Raw genomic sequence first — 15,440 nt, 5'->3', positions numbered from 1 at the left:
ATCGCCGTTCTTTTTTCATGGCTCCCCGGAAATCCGCGAAGAACCAAAGAAAAGGCCGCCCGCAGGCGGCCTTCTTGTCAGCGCATATCGTCAACTGGTGTACACCGGTCCCAGGCCGAAGCCCCAGAGGATCACGGCCGAAGCGATCATCGCCACCAGCACCACCAGGCCAACCGCCAGCACCGAGCTGGAGAACAGGAAGCCTTCGTCCTTGGGAATGTTCATGAAGGTCGGTATGCCCACATACAGTAGGTAGACCGTGTAGCAGATGGCCAAGGTACCCACCGTCGCGCCGAACCAGAGGTGCGGGTAGAGCGCTGCGAGGCCGCCGATGAACAACGGGGTCGCGCAGTAGGCGGCAAAGACGATGCACTCGGTGATGCTCGGGTTGGCGTCATAGGTGCGCGCCATCCAGTGGATGAAACCACCCATCACCGCCACGCCGGCCAGCATCGCCAGGTAGGACATGATGGACATCTGCATCGCGCTGGCCTGGGTGAGCATCACAGGATCGCCCTTGCCCAGTACCCAGCCGACCTGGGTTGTGCCGATATAGGCAGAAATTACGGGAATTGCAGCAAGGATCAGGACGTGGGTGAGATACATGTGGCCGACGCTTTCGTCTTCGCCACGGATCTCTTGCCACTCTTGATCGGGATGGGTGAAGAGCCCCCAAACGTGGTGGATCATGCTGAACACCTCCTCATTATTATGAGGTCGCCCCCCAGCGAAGCGCCGGCAGCGCATGGACAACGCTGACCGGTACTCGGCCGACCTATGCGACCTTATGTCGCAGTATAGGCAGGCGATTCGGCGACGCCTTAGAGCGAATCGAAGATTCAGCGTCAGCTGTAATAGCGTTGAAGTATTTCCATGGCCTTGTTGATCGATTGCAGACGCGAGGTGCTGCCGCCCCGATCAGGGTGGTGCTGGCTCACCAATTGGCGGTAGCGCTGCTTGATCACCGCGAGGCTGAGCGGCTGGCTGCCGCTGTGCAGGCCGAACAGTTCCAGCGCCGCGAGCTTCTCCTCACTGCCCTGCATGCGGGTCCAGAAGCTGGCCAGGAGCTTCTCCACGTCTTTTTCGGTGGTATCGCGCAGGTTGCTCAGGTCCAGGTAGTACTCGCGCAGCGGGTCCAGCTCACTGAGGGCCGCCGTGCCCGGTGTGTGGGGCAGCAGTTGCACGCACAGTGGGCTGATGGCGAGCTGCACCGTGCCTTCACCGTTTAATTGGTCGCGCAGGCGGTAGAGGGCGTTGAAGACCAGGAAATGCGTACGGAACAGCACCAGCTTGTCGGTGAGTTCCAGGTGCGGGATGTGGGTGGAATGGCGGGCCTTGAGGGCCTGGATCAACTGGTACTCGCTCAGCCCCTCGGGGGCCCCGCACAAGAGTTCGTGGAGCTGGTCGCTGAGGTCCAGTGCGGGGTCGAGGTCGCTGTTCATCCGCCGGAGCCTAGCACAGCCTGACGATGGGGCTGGGGCCGCACGCGCTTTGTGCGTAAAATAGCCAGCTTTTCGCATTCCCCCCGGATTTCAGAGCACCATGGGCACCCTTTCGGTCAACCAGAACAAACTGCAGAAACGCATCCGCCGCCTCGCCGGCGAAGCCATCACCGACTTCAACATGATCGAGGATGGCGACAAGGTCATGGTCTGCCTGTCCGGCGGCAAGGACAGCTACACCATGCTGGACGTGCTGCTGTACCTGCAGAAGGTCGCGCCGATCAAGTTCGAAATCGTGGCCGTGAACATGGACCAGAAGCAGCCTGGTTTCCCCGAGCACGTCCTGCCGGCCTATCTGGAATCCATCGGCGTGCAGTACCACATCATCGAAAAGGACACCTATTCGGTGGTGAAGGAGAAGATCCCGGAAGGCAAGACCACCTGCTCGCTCTGCTCGCGCCTGCGTCGTGGCACCCTCTATACCTTCGCCGACGAGATCGGCGCGACCAAGATGGCCCTGGGGCACCACCGCGACGATATCCTCGAGACCTTCTTCCTCAATATGTTCTACGGCGGCACCCTCAAGGCCATGCCGCCGAAGCTGCGCGCGGACGACGGCCGCAACGTGGTGATCCGCCCGCTGGCCTACTGCAACGAAGCCGACATCGAGGCCTACTCCATTCTCAAGGAGTTCCCGATCATCCCGTGCAACCTCTGCGGTTCGCAGGAGAACCTGCAGCGCCAGGTGGTCAAGGAAATGCTCAACGAGTGGGAACGCAAGTCGCCCGGCCGTACCGAGATCATGTTCCGCGCCCTGCAGAACGTCGTGCCGTCGCAACTGGCGGACCGCAACCTGTTCGACTTCGTCAATCTGCGCATCGACGAAACCGCGGCGCCGCGCACCCTGGACGTCGTCAACATCTGACCGTGCCCATGTAGGAGCGAGCTTGCTCGCGAAGGTTCGCCAGCAAGCTGGCTCCTACAGGGAATCGTTCCGCATCGAAAGGACACTCCATGCGCGATTACCGCTGGCTTCACGAGTACTGCCTGAACCGCTTCGGCTCGGCCGAAGCCCTGGAAGCGCGCCTGCCGCAGCCGAGCAGCGAAGCCGAGCTGCGTGCACTCAGTGACGACCGCTACCTGTCGCTCATCGCGTTGCGCGTCTTTCGTGCCGGCCTCAAACACAGTCTGGTGGATGCCAAGTGGCCGGCGTTCGAAGCGGCCTTCTTCGGCTTCGATCCGCATAAAGTGGTGCTGATGGGCGCTGAGCATCTGGAGCGGCTAATGCAGGACACCCGCCTCATTCGCCATCTTGGCAAGCTCAAGAGTGTGCCGCGCAATGCCCAGTTCGTGCTGGACGTGGCGCGGGAAAAGGGCAGCTTCGGTGCTCTGATCGCCGACTGGCCGGTGACTGATATCGTTGGCCTGTGGAAGTACCTGGCCAAGCACGGCAACCAGTTGGGCGGACTGTCGGCGCCGCGCTTCCTGCGCATGGTCGGCAAGGACACCTTCATCCCCAGCGATGACATGGTTGCGGCTCTCAAGGCCCAGGACATCATCGACAAGGCGCCCACCAGCCAGAAAGACCTGGCCCAGGTGCAGGCTGCGTTCAATCAGTGGCATGCCGAGAGCGGCCGGCCGCTGTGCCAGCTTTCCGTGATGCTGGCCCACACCGTCAATCACTGAGCCACGACGGGCAGTCGGCGTCGGCGGGTAGAGGAGGGGAGAATGTCGGATATCCAGCGTGTGGCGGCAGCCATCCAGGCGGCCGAGCGAATCCTGGTGATTACCGGAGCGGGATTGTCGGCGGACTCCGGATTGCCTACCTATCGGGGGCTGGGCGGTCTCTACAACGGTGTGACGGAGGAAGGGCTGCCTATAGAAGAAGCGCTCTCCGGGCCGATGCTGCGACGCAACCCCGCGCTGTGCTGGAAATACCTCGCGCAACTCGGCCGCGCCTGCCTGGGCGCCCGGCCGAATGCCGGCCACGAAGCCATCGCCCAATTGCAGAAGCTCAAGCCGGAGTGCTGGGTGCTGACCCAGAACATTGATGGTTACCATCGCCAGGCCGGCTCACCGCGGGAACGACTGATCGAGATCCACGGCGAGCTGTCGCCGCTTTTCTGCCAGTCCTGTGGCGCGGAAAGTCCCGACCTCGCCCGACATCTGGCAGGGGAAATGCCTCCCAAATGCCATGAATGTGGTGGTATTCTCCGTCCACCCGTGGTGCTGTTCGAAGAAATGCTCCCAGAGCAAGCCATCGACAGCCTCTACGCCGAGCTGCGCAAGGGATTCGATGCGGTGATCTCGGTGGGAACCACGGCGAGCTTTCCTTACATCATCGAGCCCGTCCTCCGCACCCGCCAAGCAGGCGGTTTCACCGTGGAGATCAATCCGGCGCTCACCGACCTCAGCCCCGTCGTCGATGTCCACCTCAGAGGAAAGGCCTTAGATGTTTTGCAGGGACTGCTGAGTCACATTTCAGGCGATTAAATTTGCAAATGGGTTTGATAGAGGGCATAGTCGCGCCTTCATCAAAAACTGTCCGACACGGTCGTGCCCATGCTGAAGCGCTTCGCACCCCTCGTGCCTCTCACCTTCGCCCTGTTTCTTGCCGCTTGCGCAGGTAATGTGCAGCAGCAACCCCAGACCCAAACGCAAGCTCCCGTAGCCGACGGCATGCCCGATTCGCTGCTGGCTGACCGCGAGCCTACCGCCCTGGATCTGGCGAACCTCACCGACGATGAGCCCTACCAGATGCCGTCTCTCTCCGACGGCCTGCTGGAGCGCGGTTTCGAACTGGTGGGTACCCCGTACCGCTTCGGTGGTCGTTCCCTGAAGACCGGCTTCGATTGCAGTGGCTTCGTCGGCTACCTGTTCAAGGAAGAGGCCGGCATCCAGCTGCCGCGTTCCACTCGCGAGATGATCAACCTGGATGCCCCGGTGATCGCCCGCAGCGAACTGCAGCCTGGTGACATCGTGTTCTTCAACAACCGTGGCCGCGGCCGCGTCAGTCACGCCGGCATCTATATCGGCGACGACCAGTTCATTCACTCCAGCAGCAGCCGCAGCGGCGGTGTGCGCGTCGACAGCCTCGACGATCGCTACTGGAAGGCCAGCTATATGGAAGCCAAGCGCGTCCTGGCAATGAACACCCCCACTCGCCGCCCGCTACATCGCTGATTCAGCTGGATTCGAGTCGAAAAGCCGAGGCGGCCCTTAGTGGCCGCCTCGGCTTTTTTATGTCCGCGGCTTTCTTGAACGCAAAAAACACCGGATTCCGCAGATGGCCAGGGAACTTTTTCTGTCCGGGCGTGTAGCTTTCGCTTGCAATATCACCGTGAGATCAGCAAATTAGCGTGCATTCCTCAAGTCAGGACTGACTTGTCATGCTCGCACCGAACCGCCTCGCCTTCCTTGCCCTGGCCTCGCTGCTCACCGCTTGTGCGAGCAAGGCGCCTCCGCCTTATTCCCCACCTGTCGTCACTGCGCCTTCCCAGCAGTTCTCCCCGGAGGCTGAAGATGTGCTGTTCCGCGCCCTCGGCCTGGTGGGCACGCCTTATCGCTGGGGCGGCAATACCCCGGACAGCGGTTTCGACTGCAGTGGCCTCATCGGCTACGTCTACCGCGATGCTGCTGGCATCAGCCTGCCGCGCTCCACTCGCGAGCTGATTGCCATGCGCGCGCCCAGCGTCGGCCTCAATGCCCTGCAAAGCGGCGACCTGGTGTTCTTCGCCACCAATGGCGGCGGGCAGGTCAGCCATGCCGGCATCTATGTGGGCGAAGGCCGCTTCGTCCATGCGCCGCGCACTGGCGGAACGGTGCGCCTCGACAGCCTGTCGAACAGCTACTGGCAACGCAGCTATCTCAGTGCCAAGCGCGTAATCTTCGACCCACGCTTGGCGCAATCCCACTGAGGCATCCATGACCAACCGCACGCTGAACCTCGATGACGCCCTCTACGGCTACCTCCTCGAGGTTTCGCTGCGGGAGTCGCCGCTGCTGGAGCGCCTGCGGTCGGAAACCGCTTCCCTGCCCATGGCGCGCTGGCAGATCGCACCGGAGCAGGGCCAGTTCATGGCATTGTTGGTGAAGCTCACCGGCGCTCGCCGCATCCTCGAAGTGGGCACCTTCACCGGCTACAGCGCCCTGTGCATGGCGGCCGAGATGCCGGCTGACGGCCGGATGATCTGCTGTGATCTGCCGGGCGACTACAACGCTGTCGCCCTTCGCTATTGGCAGGAAGCCGGCCTTGCGAGGCGCATCGAGCTGCGCCTCGCGCCAGCGCTGGATACGCTGGCTGGCCTGGAAGACGGTAGCTTCGAGCTGATCTTCATCGATGCCGACAAGAGCAACTATCCCGCCTATCTGGAGGAAGCCCTGCGCCTGGCGCGACAGGGTGGGCTGGTGCTCTTCGACAATGTGCTCTGGAGCGGCCGCGTGCTGGACACCGAGTCGGACGACACCGACACCCGTGCCATCCAGGCGCTGAACCTCGCCCTGAAGACCGATCCGCGCGTCGACCTGTCGCTGTTGCCCGTGGGAGATGGCCTGACCCTCTGCCGCAAGCGTTGAAAGCATGCCTGAACCGATCCGCCTACCGCCCCAGCCCGACGCCTGCGAACTCTGCGGTCGGCACTCGCCGCTGACCCGCCACCATCTGATACCCAAGGCGCTGCACGACAAGCCTTACGTGCAGAAGCGCTTCGCGAAAAGCGAGCGCATCACCGCCACCCTCTGGGTCTGCCGTCCTTGCCATAACCAGATCCATAGATTGTTCAGCGAGAAGGAGCTGGCGTTGACGTTCAACAGCCGCGAAGCGCTGCTGGGCGAGGAGCGCATGCGCACCTTCGTCGACTGGCTGGCCGGCAAGCCGGCGGGCTTCAATCCGAGGCATTGAACGGCGGCGGTGATTCTGCCAGCCAGTACGGAATGTAGGATGAGGGCGGGCTGCACTCTCCTGCGCAGCGCAACCCGCGATGACGTCAGCGCATCAGGCAATAGTTGATGAGCTGTTCCTCGATGCTTTGCCGCTGGCGCAGGAAAAGTGCCACCACCACTCGAGCCTCGGGCTCAAAGTAGTGATAGAGGATTCGGTACTCGCCGATATGCAACTCGCGGTAATGGCGAATGCCAAGAAGCGCGGCCTGCTCGCACATTGGAGCGGCCAGTGGATGTGACTTCAGACGCTTTTCTGCGCTCCTGACCAGCTCGATCAGGTGCGCTTGCGCTTGTTCGGGACCGTGGTAGGGCGTGAGGTGGTGGATCTGGGCAATCAAGCTTTCTTCGGCTGTCGAGGCGTAAGCGATCTCAATCGTTCTGCTCATCCTGAGCGTCTCCCGATCTTCCTTGGGCAGTGGGGCTGCGCTGCTTGAGTCGTTCAAGCAGGGTGTCACCCGAGATGAGTCGGCCTTCGGCCGCATCGCGGTCGGCAAAGGACAGCAGTTTGATCAGCGCAAGCGCTTCGTCGCGGCGCTGGCGTTCGGCGTAGGACTCGACCACGTAGGCGGGCACACCGTTCTGGGTGATCACCATGGGCTCGCTGAGGTCCAGCGAGGCAGCATGCTGCTTCAGGTAGCTGATGGTCTGGATTTTCATGGCATCTCCCGGTGGTGAGGGCGCCGCATCCCCGCGGGATGAAGCGCCCCCGAAGAGAACAAATGGGGTGGACCATTTATAGTCCGTATAAGGGCTTCCATCAATCGTGAGTTCGGGCCGAACTTGCCGACGGCGTTGAGAGCCATGCCGATACCCTGGTGGAAGTAAAAAGCGACTTCCACCCTACCGGTTCGATTCGCAGCGAATTTGCCTGGCCCACGGTAGGCCTCCGAATTGACGCTACCCCGCGCACCCTCTAACCTTCGCCGCTGCCTCAGGTGCCCCGTGGTTCTGGACTACGGGGTGAAACAGGGAAGCCGGTCCATTCCTTCGAAGAATCCGGCGCTGCCCCCGCAACGGTAGGCGAGTAGAACGCCGCAATCGGCCACTGTGCCCCAGGCATGGGAAGGCGCGGCACGGGAGCTTCGGCTCCACTCGCAAGCCCGGAGACCGGCCTGTCGCAAACAGGGCATCGCGGAGTCATCCGCATGCAGTTCCCTTTATAGATGTCGCGCGGGTGGCACGACGGAGATCCCTAACTTGATTCGCAAGCCTTTCATCAGGCCGGCGGCGCTTGCGCTGCTCGGCAGTTCCTCCATTTCTCCCTTGCTGGTCGCAGCGCCCCTGACGCTGGACGAGCAGGTGGTCACCGCGACCCGTAGCGAACGGCCGGTGCGCGCCAGCCTGGCCGCCAACACCGTGATCGAACGCGAAGAGATCGAGCGCAGCCAGGCCCGCTCCGTGCCTGAGCTTCTGCGCAGGGTGCCCGGTGTGACCCTCAGCAACAACGGCGGACCGGGCAAGCAGACCACGGTATCCATTCGCGGCACCGAATCGGATCACGTGCTGGTGCTGATAGACGGCGTCAAGGTGGGCTCGGTCAGCAACGGTCTTACCGCTTTCCAGGACCTGCCGGTGGAGCTGATCGACCGTATCGAGGTGGTTCGCGGTCCGCGCTCCAGTCTCTACGGCTCCGAAGCTATCGGTGGCGTGATCCAGATCTTCACCCGCAAGGGTGGGCAGGACGGGGCCAAACCCTGGTTCTCGGCGGGCTACGGCACCCACGACAGCTATGACGGCAGCGCCGGCGTTTCCGGCGGCGATGGCCGGGCCTGGTACAGCCTCGGCGTCAGCAGCCAGGACACCGACGGCATCGACGCACTCAATGCGCGCAGCAGCTATCACGAGCCCGATGCTGACGGCTACCGGAACCTGTCCGGCAACCTGCGCGCCGGCTATCGCTTCGACAATGGCCTGGAACTCGACGGCACCCTGATGCGTGCCAAGGCCCACAACGATTACGACCTGGTCAGCCCCTACAGCACGGGCGGCGGGTGGAACGCCAACGCCGACAACGAGCAGCGGCTCATCGGCGGTCGCGCACGCTTCAGCCCGCTGGAGCCCTGGGACGTGACCCTGCAGGCGGGCCGCAGCGAAGACCTCTCCCGCGAGGAAACCGGCGGCCTCTTCTCGTCGCAATTCGATTCCCAGCGCAACTCGGCATCCTGGCTGAACGACCTGACCCTGGCCGAAGGCCATGTGCTGACCCTGGGCTACGACTGGCAGCAGGACGAAGTCAGCGGTTCCACGGCATTCGCCAAGGACTCGCGGCTGAACAAGGGCTGGTTCGGCCAGTACCGGGGCGAGCACGGTCGCCAGGACTGGCAGCTCAGCCTGCGCCGCGACGACAACGAGCAGTTCGGTACCCACGACACCGGCAACGCTGCCTGGGGCTACGCCCTGACCGACGCGGTGCGCTTCAGCCTGAGCTACGGCACCGCCTTCAAGGCACCGAGCTTCAACGAGCTGTACTTCCCCGACTACGGCAACCCGAACCTGGACGCGGAAACCTCCGAGACTTTCGAGGTCGGCCTGGCCGGTGAGCACGACTGGGGGCGCTGGTCCGCCAATGCCTTCCGCACCAATGTCGATGACATGATCGTGCACGACGCGAACTCCGGGCTGGGGCTGTTCGGCAGTCCCAACAACATCGGCAAGGCTCGCATCGATGGAGTCGAGCTGGTGCTCGGCAGCCATTGGCTGGGCTGGGACTGGCAGGCCAACGCGACCCTTCTCGACACCGAGAACCGCGCCCACGACGACAACCACGGCAATGAACTGCCGCGCCGTGCCCGCGAGGTCTTCAACCTGGACCTTGATCGTCGCATTGGGCGCTTCGGTCTCGGCGCGACCCTGCATGCCGAAGGGCGGCGTTTCGACGACGTGGAAAACGACGACCGCCTGGCCGGCTACGCCACCGTTGACCTGCGTGGCGAATACTGGCTGACCGAGGAATGGCGCCTGCAGGCCAAGGTGACCAACCTGCTGGATGCCGACTATGAAACGGCTCTGGACTTCAACCAGCCGGGGCAGGCAGTGTTTTTCACCGTCCGCTACCAAGCTTTGTGACGAGGAACATCTGATGACCGAATCCGCAGATCGCGACGCCCGCCACAAGGCTCGCATGCAACGCAAGAAGGCCGTGGTCGACGAGAAGATCGCCCAGGCCCAGAGCGAGTATGGCCTGCTGCTGGTGCACACCGGCAACGGCAAGGGCAAGAGCAGCTCGGCGTTCGGCATGGTCGCCCGTGCCCTCGGCCACGGACTCAAGGTGGGCGTGGTGCAGTTCATCAAGGGCGGTATGTCCACCGGCGAAGAGAACTTCTTCCGCCGTTTCCCGGAAGAAGTCAGCTACCACGTGATGGGTGAGGGCTACACCTGGGACACCCAGGACCGCCAGCGTGATATCGAGAAGGCACGCGCCGCCTGGACTGTCGCTCGCGGTCTGCTGGACGATCCGCAGATCGGCCTGGTGGTGCTGGACGAGCTGAACATCGCCCTCAAGCACGGCTACCTGGAACTGGATGAAGTGCTGCGCGACATCGAGTCCCGCCCCGAGCACCAGCACGTGGTCGCCACCGGTCGTGGTGCGCCCCAGGGGCTGATCGACGCCGCCGACACCGTCACCGAAATGACCCTGGTCAAGCACGCCTTCAAGTCCGGTGTGAAAGCCCAGAAGGGTGTGGAGTTCTGATGCCTGGCACCGTCGCTGCTTTGACCCCCTCTCCCTTCAGGGAGAGGGCCGGGGAGAGGGCCACTCATGCCTGACTTCGCCAGAAGCTGTCCCGCTCTGCTGATCGCTGCCCCCGCCTCCGGCCAGGGCAAGACCACCGTCACTGCCGCCCTGGCCCGCCTGCACGCCCGCCAAGGCAAGCGCGTGCGGGTGTTCAAGTGCGGACCGGACTTTCTCGACCCGATGATCCTCGCCCGCGCGTCCGGCGCACCGGTTTACCAGCTGGACCTGTGGATGGTGGGCGAGGCGGAAAGTCGCCGCCTGCTCTGGGAAGCGGCCGGCGAGGCCGACCTGATCCTCATCGAGGGCGTGATGGGCCTGTTCGACGGCTCGCCGTCCGCCGCCGACCTGGCGCGCCACTTTGGCGTGCCGGTGCTCGGCGTGATCAATGGCGCCGCCATGGCGCAGACCTTTGGTGCCCTGGCGGTGGGCCTGGCCACTTACCAGCCGGACCTGCCCTTTGCCGGCGTGCTCGGCAATCGTGTCGGCAGCCAGCGCCACAGTGACCTGATCCGCGACAGCCTGCCGGACTGGATTCGCTGGTACGGCGCCCTGCCGCGCAACGCCGATGTGGAGCTGCCGAGCCGCCACCTGGGGCTGGTGCAGGCCGATGAACTGGCCGATCTGGATGCACGCCTCGACGCCGCCGCCGATGCCCTGGCCGCCAGCGCAGAGGTGGCGCTGCCGCCAGCCGTGAGTTTCGCCGCGCCCGAGCCGCAGTCGCTGGGCAACGAATTGGCGGGAGTACGCATCGGCGTCGCACGGGATACCTCGTTCGCCTTCATCTATCAGGCCAACCTCGACCTGCTGCAGCGGCTGGGTGCGGAACTGGTGTACTTCTCGCCGCTGGCCGATGAGTGCCTGCCTGAGGTGGACAGCCTCTACCTGCCGGGCGGCTATCCCGAGCTGCACTTGCGTCAGCTGGAGGGGAATCGTGCCATGGCCGACGCCATCCGCGCGCACCACAGGGCCGGTAAGCCGATCCTCGCCGAGTGCGGCGGCATGCTTTACCTGCTCGACGCCCTGACCGATGCGAGCGGCGAGAGCGCCGAACTGGTTGGCCTGCTGCCCGGCCGCGCCACCATGCAGAAGCGCCTGGCAGCCCTGGCGCTGCAAGAAGCGCCGTTACCGGAAGGCAGCCTGCGTGGGCACACCTTCCATCACTCGCTGCTGGATTCCACCGAGGAGCCGCTGGTTCGCGGCCTCTGCCCGAACGACAAACCGGTGGCCGAAGCCGTATTCCGCTGCGCAAGGCTGACTGCCTCCTACATTCACTTCTACCTGCCGTCCAACCCTCGGGCGGCGGCGGAGCTGTTCCGACCATGAGCGATCACGCCTTCAGCCCGGAGGAACGCGCGGCGGTCTATCGCGCCATCGCCGAGCGTCGCGATATGCGCCACTTCAGCGGCGGCGAAGTGGCGCCCCAGTTGCTGTCGCGTTTGCTGGAGGCGGCCCATCAGGCCCCCAGCGTCGGCCTGATGCAGCCCTGGCGATTCATCCGCATCAGCTCGGGCGAGCTGCGCGAGCGCGTCCATGCCCTGGTGGAAGCGGAGCGGGTACGCACCGCCGAGGCCCTGGGTGAGCGCTCGGATGAATTCATGCGACTCAAGGTAGAAGGCATCCGCGACTGCGCCGAGCTGCTGGTGGCGGCGCTGATGGAGGGTCGCGAAGCCCATGTGTTCGGCCGCCGCACCTTGCCGGAAATGGACCTCGCCTCGCTTTCCTGCGCCATCCAGAACCTCTGGCTGGCGGCCCGTGCCGAAGGTCTGGGAATGGGCTGGGTGTCGTTGTTCGATCCGGCCGCCCTGGCGGAGCTGCTGGACATGCCGGAGGGCAGCAAGCCTGTTGCGGTGCTCTGCCTGGGCCCGGTGAACGCGTTCTATCCGGCCCCCATGCTCGCGCTGGAGGGCTGGGCCGAGCCGCGGCCATTGACCGAACTGGTATTCGAGAATCAGTGGGGGCTGCGCCCGTGAGCCTCGGATTCCTGACCCTCGGCGCCGTTGCGCTGGATGCCCTGTTCGGTGAACCGAAGGGCTGGCACCCGCTGGTGGCCTTCGGCAAGTTCGCCAATCGTCTGGAGCGCCGTTTCAATCCCAGTGGACGGGGTTGGCGCAGCCACGGCGTCACGGCCTGGGTGCTGGCGGTGATGCCGCTTACCTTCGGCGCCTGGCTGCTCGCGGAACTGCCCTATGTGGGGTGGCTGGTGGGCGTGATCGCCCTGTATGCCGCCATTGGCCTGCGCAGCCTCAACGAACATGCCGAGCCGGTGGCCAGTGCACTGCAGGCCAGCGACCTGCCGGAAGCGCGCAAGCGCGTGGGTTACATGGTCAGTCGCGAAACCCGTGAGCTGGACGAGCCTGCCGTAGCCCGCGCCGCCACCGAGTCGGTGCTGGAGAACGGCAGCGATGCCGTGTTCGCTGCGCTGTTCTGGTTTGCGGTCGCCGGTGCGCCGGGGGTGGTGCTCTATCGCCTGTCCAACACCCTGGACGCCATGTGGGGCTACCGCAACGAACGTTTCGAACGCTTCGGCTGGGCGGCGGCCCGCATCGACGACGTGCTCAATTACATCCCGGCGCGGCTGGTGGCTCTGACCTATGCACTGCTCGGCAAGACCGCGCTGGCCTTGCGCTGCTGGCGCCGACAGGCACCCCGCTGGGACAGCCCCAACGCCGGTCCGGTAATGGCTGCCGGCGCCGGTGCCTTGGGCGTGGCCCTGGGTGGACCGGCGGTATATCACGGCGAACTGCATGAGCGCCCGGTGCTGGGTGAAGGTCCACAGGCCCGCGCCGAGGATATCCGCCGCGCCATGGACCTGGTGCGCCAGGGCGTGATGCTCTGGCTGGTGGTGCTGATCATTGGAGGCTGGCTCCTTGCTTGAACATGGCGGACGGCTGCGCGCAGCGGCGCGGCGCTACGGCATTGCCGAGGCCGACTGGCTCGACCTTTCTACCGGCATCGCACCTTACGGCTGGGAGCTGCCGGCCATTCCGGCTGCGGCCTGGGCGCGCCTTCCCGAACTGGATGACGGCCTGGAGGACGCAGCCCGGCGCTATTACGGCTGCCAGTCGCTGCTGCCAGTGGCCGGTTCCCAGGCGGCGATCCAGGCCTTGCCACGCCTCCGCGAGCGCAGCCGGGTCGGAGTGATTTCACCTTGCTACGCCGAGCACGCCCATGCCTGGCGCCGCGAAGGTCACGAGCTGGAAGAGCTCGATACGCAGACCGCGGAGCGCGAGCTGGAGCGTTTCGACGTGCTGCTGGTGGTCAACCCGAACAATCCCACCGGCCAGGAACTGACGCCGCAAACCCTGCTGGACTGGCGCGCGCGCCTTGCCGAGCGGGGCGGCTGGCTGTTGGTGGACGAAGCCTTCATGGACTGCACGCCGCAACACAGCCTGGCGAGCCATTGCCCTTTGCCGGGGTTGGTGGTGCTGCGTTCCTTCGGCAAATTCTTCGGCCTGGCGGGGATCCGCCTGGGTTTCGTCCTGGCCGAAGCTTCGCTGCTGCATCGGCTCAACGAGTGGCTCGGCCCCTGGGCGGTCAGCGGCCCAGCTCGGGCCCTGGCCAAGGCTCTGTTGCAGGATGAAGTGGGGCAGTTGGCCCAGCGGCAATCCCTGTTGCGCGATGGCCAGCGCCTGGACGCCCTGCTGGGTGATTGCGGCCTGCCTCCCTCGGGCGGCACCGCCCTGTTCCAGCGTCTGGTCCGCGACGACGCTCAGGTCCTGCACGAATTCCTCGCCGCTCGCGGCATCCTTACCCGGTTGTTCACCTCGCCACCCAGCCTGCGTTTCGGCCTTCCGCCGGACGAAGCCGGCTGGGCGCGCCTGGGCCGGGCCCTGATCGACTTTTCCAAGGAGCGCCCATGACCACCCTGATGGTGCAGGGCACCACCTCCGATGCCGGCAAGAGCACCCTGGTGACGGCCCTGTGCCGCTGGCTCAAGCGCCAGGGCGTTGCAGTCGTGCCCTTCAAGCCGCAGAACATGGCGTTGAACAGCGCGGTGACCGCCGACGGTGGCGAAATCGGTCGTGCACAGGCCGTGCAGGCCCAGGCTTGCGGATTGGCGCCGCATACCGACATGAACCCGGTGCTGCTCAAGCCCAATACCGATATCGGCGCCCAGGTGATCATCCACGGTCGCGCCGTCACCAGCATGAATGCCGTCGCCTATCACGACTACAAGAAGGTCGCGATGGCGGCGGTGCTGGAGTCCCATCAGCGCCTGCTTGGCCAGTATTCCGTGGTGATGGTCGAGGGGGCCGGCTCCCCGGCCGAGATCAACCTGCGCGCCAACGACATCGCCAACATGGGGTTCGCCGAGGCTGTGGACTGCCCGGTGATCCTGGTGGCCGACATCGATCGCGGTGGCGTGTTTGCCCATCTGGTGGGCACCCTGGCGCTGCTGTCGGAAAGCGAACAGGCACGGGTGAAGGGCTTCGTCATCAACCGTTTTCGGGGCGATATCGCCCTGCTCGAGCCGGGTCTCGACTGGCTGGAACAGCGCACCGGCAAGCCAGTGCTCGGCGTGCTGCCTTATCTCACCGACTTCCACCTGGAAGCCGAAGACGCCATCGACCAGCGTCAGTCCGCCAAGACGGGCGATGTGCTGCGAGTGGCGGTGCCGGTGCTGCCGCGCATCAGCAACCACACGGACTTCGATCCGCTACGGCTGCACCCACAGGTACAGCTCACCTTCGTCGGTCCTGGTCAGCCCATTCCACCAGCGGACCTGATCATCCTGCCCGGCTCGAAGAGCGTGCGTGCCGACCTCGCACGGCTGCGCGAGCACGGCTGGGACCAGGCGCTGCAACGTCATCTGCGCTACGGCGGCAAGGTGCTTGGAATCTGTGGCGGCTTCCAGATGCTCGGCAGCACCATCGCCGACCCCCACGGCCTGGAAGGGCCGGCAGGGGAGAGCGCCGGCCTTGGGCTGCTGGATATCGACACGGTGCTGGAGCCGGAGAAGCAACTGCGCAATGTCGCCGGCCACCTGCTGCAGGAAGATGCGGCGGTGAGCGGTTACGAAATTCACGCCGGCGTCACCAGCGGAATTGGCCTCGAAACGCCCATGGTCCTGCTGGACGGCGGTCGCACCGATGGTGCCCGCAGTGCCGACGGTCAGGTCATGGGCACCTACCTGCACGGTCTGTTCGAATCCTCCGCCGCCAGTGCCGCCATACTTCGCTGGGCCGGTCTCGCCGCTGTCCAGGCGGTGGACTACAACGCACTGCGTGAGCGCGATATCGAGCGTCTGGCCGACCAGGTGGAACAGCACCTGGATACGCGGAGGCTGCAGTTACTGTGTGGGCTTTCCCTGTAGGAGCCAGCTT

The 15,440-nt window shown here is 64.7% G+C and carries 18 protein-coding genes and 1 riboswitch; of the genes, 14 read left to right on the top strand and 4 right to left on the bottom strand.

All coding sequences use genetic code 11. The features are described 5' to 3' along the window. Positions 1-90: 90 nt before the first annotated feature. Together MnOB_RS14845 and MnOB_RS14840 are read right to left on the bottom strand one after the other, a co-directional pair. Entirely contained in the window at positions 91-690 is a 600-nt protein-coding gene (locus MnOB_RS14845) for a Yip1 family protein (protein WP_077524994.1), read from the bottom strand. A 155-nt stretch (positions 691-845) separates the two neighbouring features. After that, a complete protein-coding gene (locus tag MnOB_RS14840) occupies positions 846-1,442 on the bottom strand; it encodes a DNA-J related domain-containing protein (RefSeq protein ID WP_077524993.1) in 597 nt (198 codons plus the stop codon). 100 nt (positions 1,443-1,542) lie between these two features. Here MnOB_RS14840 and ttcA point away from each other — a divergent pair, with 100 nt between their 5' ends. From ttcA to MnOB_RS14805, 7 genes are all read left to right on the top strand, one after another. Further along, positions 1,543-2,367 (top strand): tRNA 2-thiocytidine(32) synthetase TtcA, encoded by an 825-nt coding sequence (ttcA, locus tag MnOB_RS14835; RefSeq protein WP_077524992.1) that lies wholly within the window; start codon positions 1,543-1,545, stop codon positions 2,365-2,367. 89 nt (positions 2,368-2,456) lie between these two features. Further along, entirely contained in the window at positions 2,457-3,128 is a 672-nt protein-coding gene (locus tag MnOB_RS14830) for a DNA-3-methyladenine glycosylase I (protein ID WP_077524991.1), read from the top strand. A 42-nt stretch (positions 3,129-3,170) separates the two neighbouring features. Continuing rightward, positions 3,171-3,935, top strand: a complete 765-nt coding sequence (locus MnOB_RS14825; RefSeq protein ID WP_077524990.1) for an NAD-dependent deacylase — start codon at positions 3,171-3,173, stop codon at positions 3,933-3,935. A gap of 69 nt (positions 3,936-4,004) precedes the next feature. Further along, the gene (locus tag MnOB_RS14820; RefSeq protein WP_077524989.1) at positions 4,005-4,625 is read left to right on the top strand and encodes a C40 family peptidase; all 621 of its coding nucleotides are present in this window, start codon (positions 4,005-4,007) and stop codon (positions 4,623-4,625) included. A 206-nt stretch (positions 4,626-4,831) separates the two neighbouring features. Next, a complete protein-coding gene (locus MnOB_RS14815; protein ID WP_077524988.1) occupies positions 4,832-5,359 on the top strand; it encodes a C40 family peptidase in 528 nt (175 codons plus the stop codon). A gap of 7 nt (positions 5,360-5,366) precedes the next feature. Beyond that, the gene (locus tag MnOB_RS14810) at positions 5,367-6,017 is read left to right on the top strand and encodes an O-methyltransferase (protein ID WP_077524987.1); all 651 of its coding nucleotides are present in this window, start codon (positions 5,367-5,369) and stop codon (positions 6,015-6,017) included. A 4-nt stretch (positions 6,018-6,021) separates the two neighbouring features. Then, complete coding sequence (locus MnOB_RS14805) at positions 6,022-6,342, top strand: hypothetical protein (RefSeq protein WP_077524986.1); 321 nt, start codon at positions 6,022-6,024, stop codon at positions 6,340-6,342. 85 nt (positions 6,343-6,427) lie between these two features. Here the strand turns inward: MnOB_RS14805 and MnOB_RS14800 are convergent, their stop codons facing one another. Next, a complete protein-coding gene (locus MnOB_RS14800; protein WP_158713823.1) occupies positions 6,428-6,769 on the bottom strand; it encodes a type II toxin-antitoxin system RelE/ParE family toxin in 342 nt (113 codons plus the stop codon). Beyond that, complete coding sequence (locus tag MnOB_RS14795; RefSeq protein ID WP_077524985.1) at positions 6,753-7,040, bottom strand: type II toxin-antitoxin system Phd/YefM family antitoxin; 288 nt, start codon at positions 7,038-7,040, stop codon at positions 6,753-6,755. Before MnOB_RS14795 ends, MnOB_RS14800 begins: the two co-directional genes overlap by 17 nt. Before the next feature lie 259 nt (positions 7,041-7,299). Then, a riboswitch (cobalamin riboswitch) is annotated at positions 7,300-7,513 on the top strand. Positions 7,514-7,580: 67 nt separating this feature from the next. Here MnOB_RS14795 and btuB point away from each other — a divergent pair. The 7 genes from btuB (at position 7,581) to MnOB_RS14760 (ending at position 15,430) form a co-directional block, all read left to right on the top strand. Further along, positions 7,581-9,449 carry a TonB-dependent vitamin B12 receptor gene (gene btuB / locus MnOB_RS14790; RefSeq protein WP_107504084.1) on the top strand — a complete coding sequence of 623 codons (1,869 nt, stop codon included), beginning with the start codon at positions 7,581-7,583 and terminating at the stop codon, positions 9,447-9,449. 13 nt (positions 9,450-9,462) lie between these two features. Beyond that, a complete protein-coding gene (gene cobO, locus MnOB_RS14785) occupies positions 9,463-10,074 on the top strand; it encodes a cob(I)yrinic acid a,c-diamide adenosyltransferase (protein ID WP_077524984.1) in 612 nt (203 codons plus the stop codon). A 66-nt stretch (positions 10,075-10,140) separates the two neighbouring features. Next, positions 10,141-11,439 carry a cobyrinic acid a,c-diamide synthase CobB gene (locus MnOB_RS14780; RefSeq protein ID WP_077524983.1) on the top strand — a complete coding sequence of 433 codons (1,299 nt, stop codon included), beginning with the start codon at positions 10,141-10,143 and terminating at the stop codon, positions 11,437-11,439. Further along, positions 11,436-12,086, top strand: a complete 651-nt coding sequence (bluB, locus tag MnOB_RS14775) for a 5,6-dimethylbenzimidazole synthase (protein WP_077524982.1) — start codon at positions 11,436-11,438, stop codon at positions 12,084-12,086. The genes MnOB_RS14780 and bluB overlap by 4 nt, the downstream gene beginning before the upstream one ends. Then, complete coding sequence (gene cbiB / locus MnOB_RS14770; RefSeq protein WP_077524997.1) at positions 12,083-12,991, top strand: adenosylcobinamide-phosphate synthase CbiB; 909 nt, start codon at positions 12,083-12,085, stop codon at positions 12,989-12,991. The genes bluB and cbiB overlap by 4 nt, the downstream gene beginning before the upstream one ends. After that, the gene (gene cobD, locus MnOB_RS14765) at positions 12,984-13,976 is read left to right on the top strand and encodes a threonine-phosphate decarboxylase CobD (protein WP_077524981.1); all 993 of its coding nucleotides are present in this window, start codon (positions 12,984-12,986) and stop codon (positions 13,974-13,976) included. The genes cbiB and cobD overlap by 8 nt, the downstream gene beginning before the upstream one ends. Continuing rightward, on the top strand, positions 13,973-15,430 hold the full coding sequence (locus MnOB_RS14760; RefSeq protein WP_077524980.1) for a cobyric acid synthase: 1,458 nt from the start codon (positions 13,973-13,975) through the stop codon (positions 15,428-15,430). Before cobD ends, MnOB_RS14760 begins: the two co-directional genes overlap by 4 nt. The last annotated feature ends 10 nt before the right edge of the window (positions 15,431-15,440 follow it).

The organism is Metapseudomonas resinovorans (assembly GCF_002003485.1).
Taxonomy (GTDB): Bacteria; Pseudomonadota; Gammaproteobacteria; order Pseudomonadales; family Pseudomonadaceae; genus Metapseudomonas; species Metapseudomonas resinovorans_D.
The sequence above is the reverse complement of the archived record's forward strand: the minus strand, read 5'-3'. Positions and strand labels throughout refer to the sequence as shown.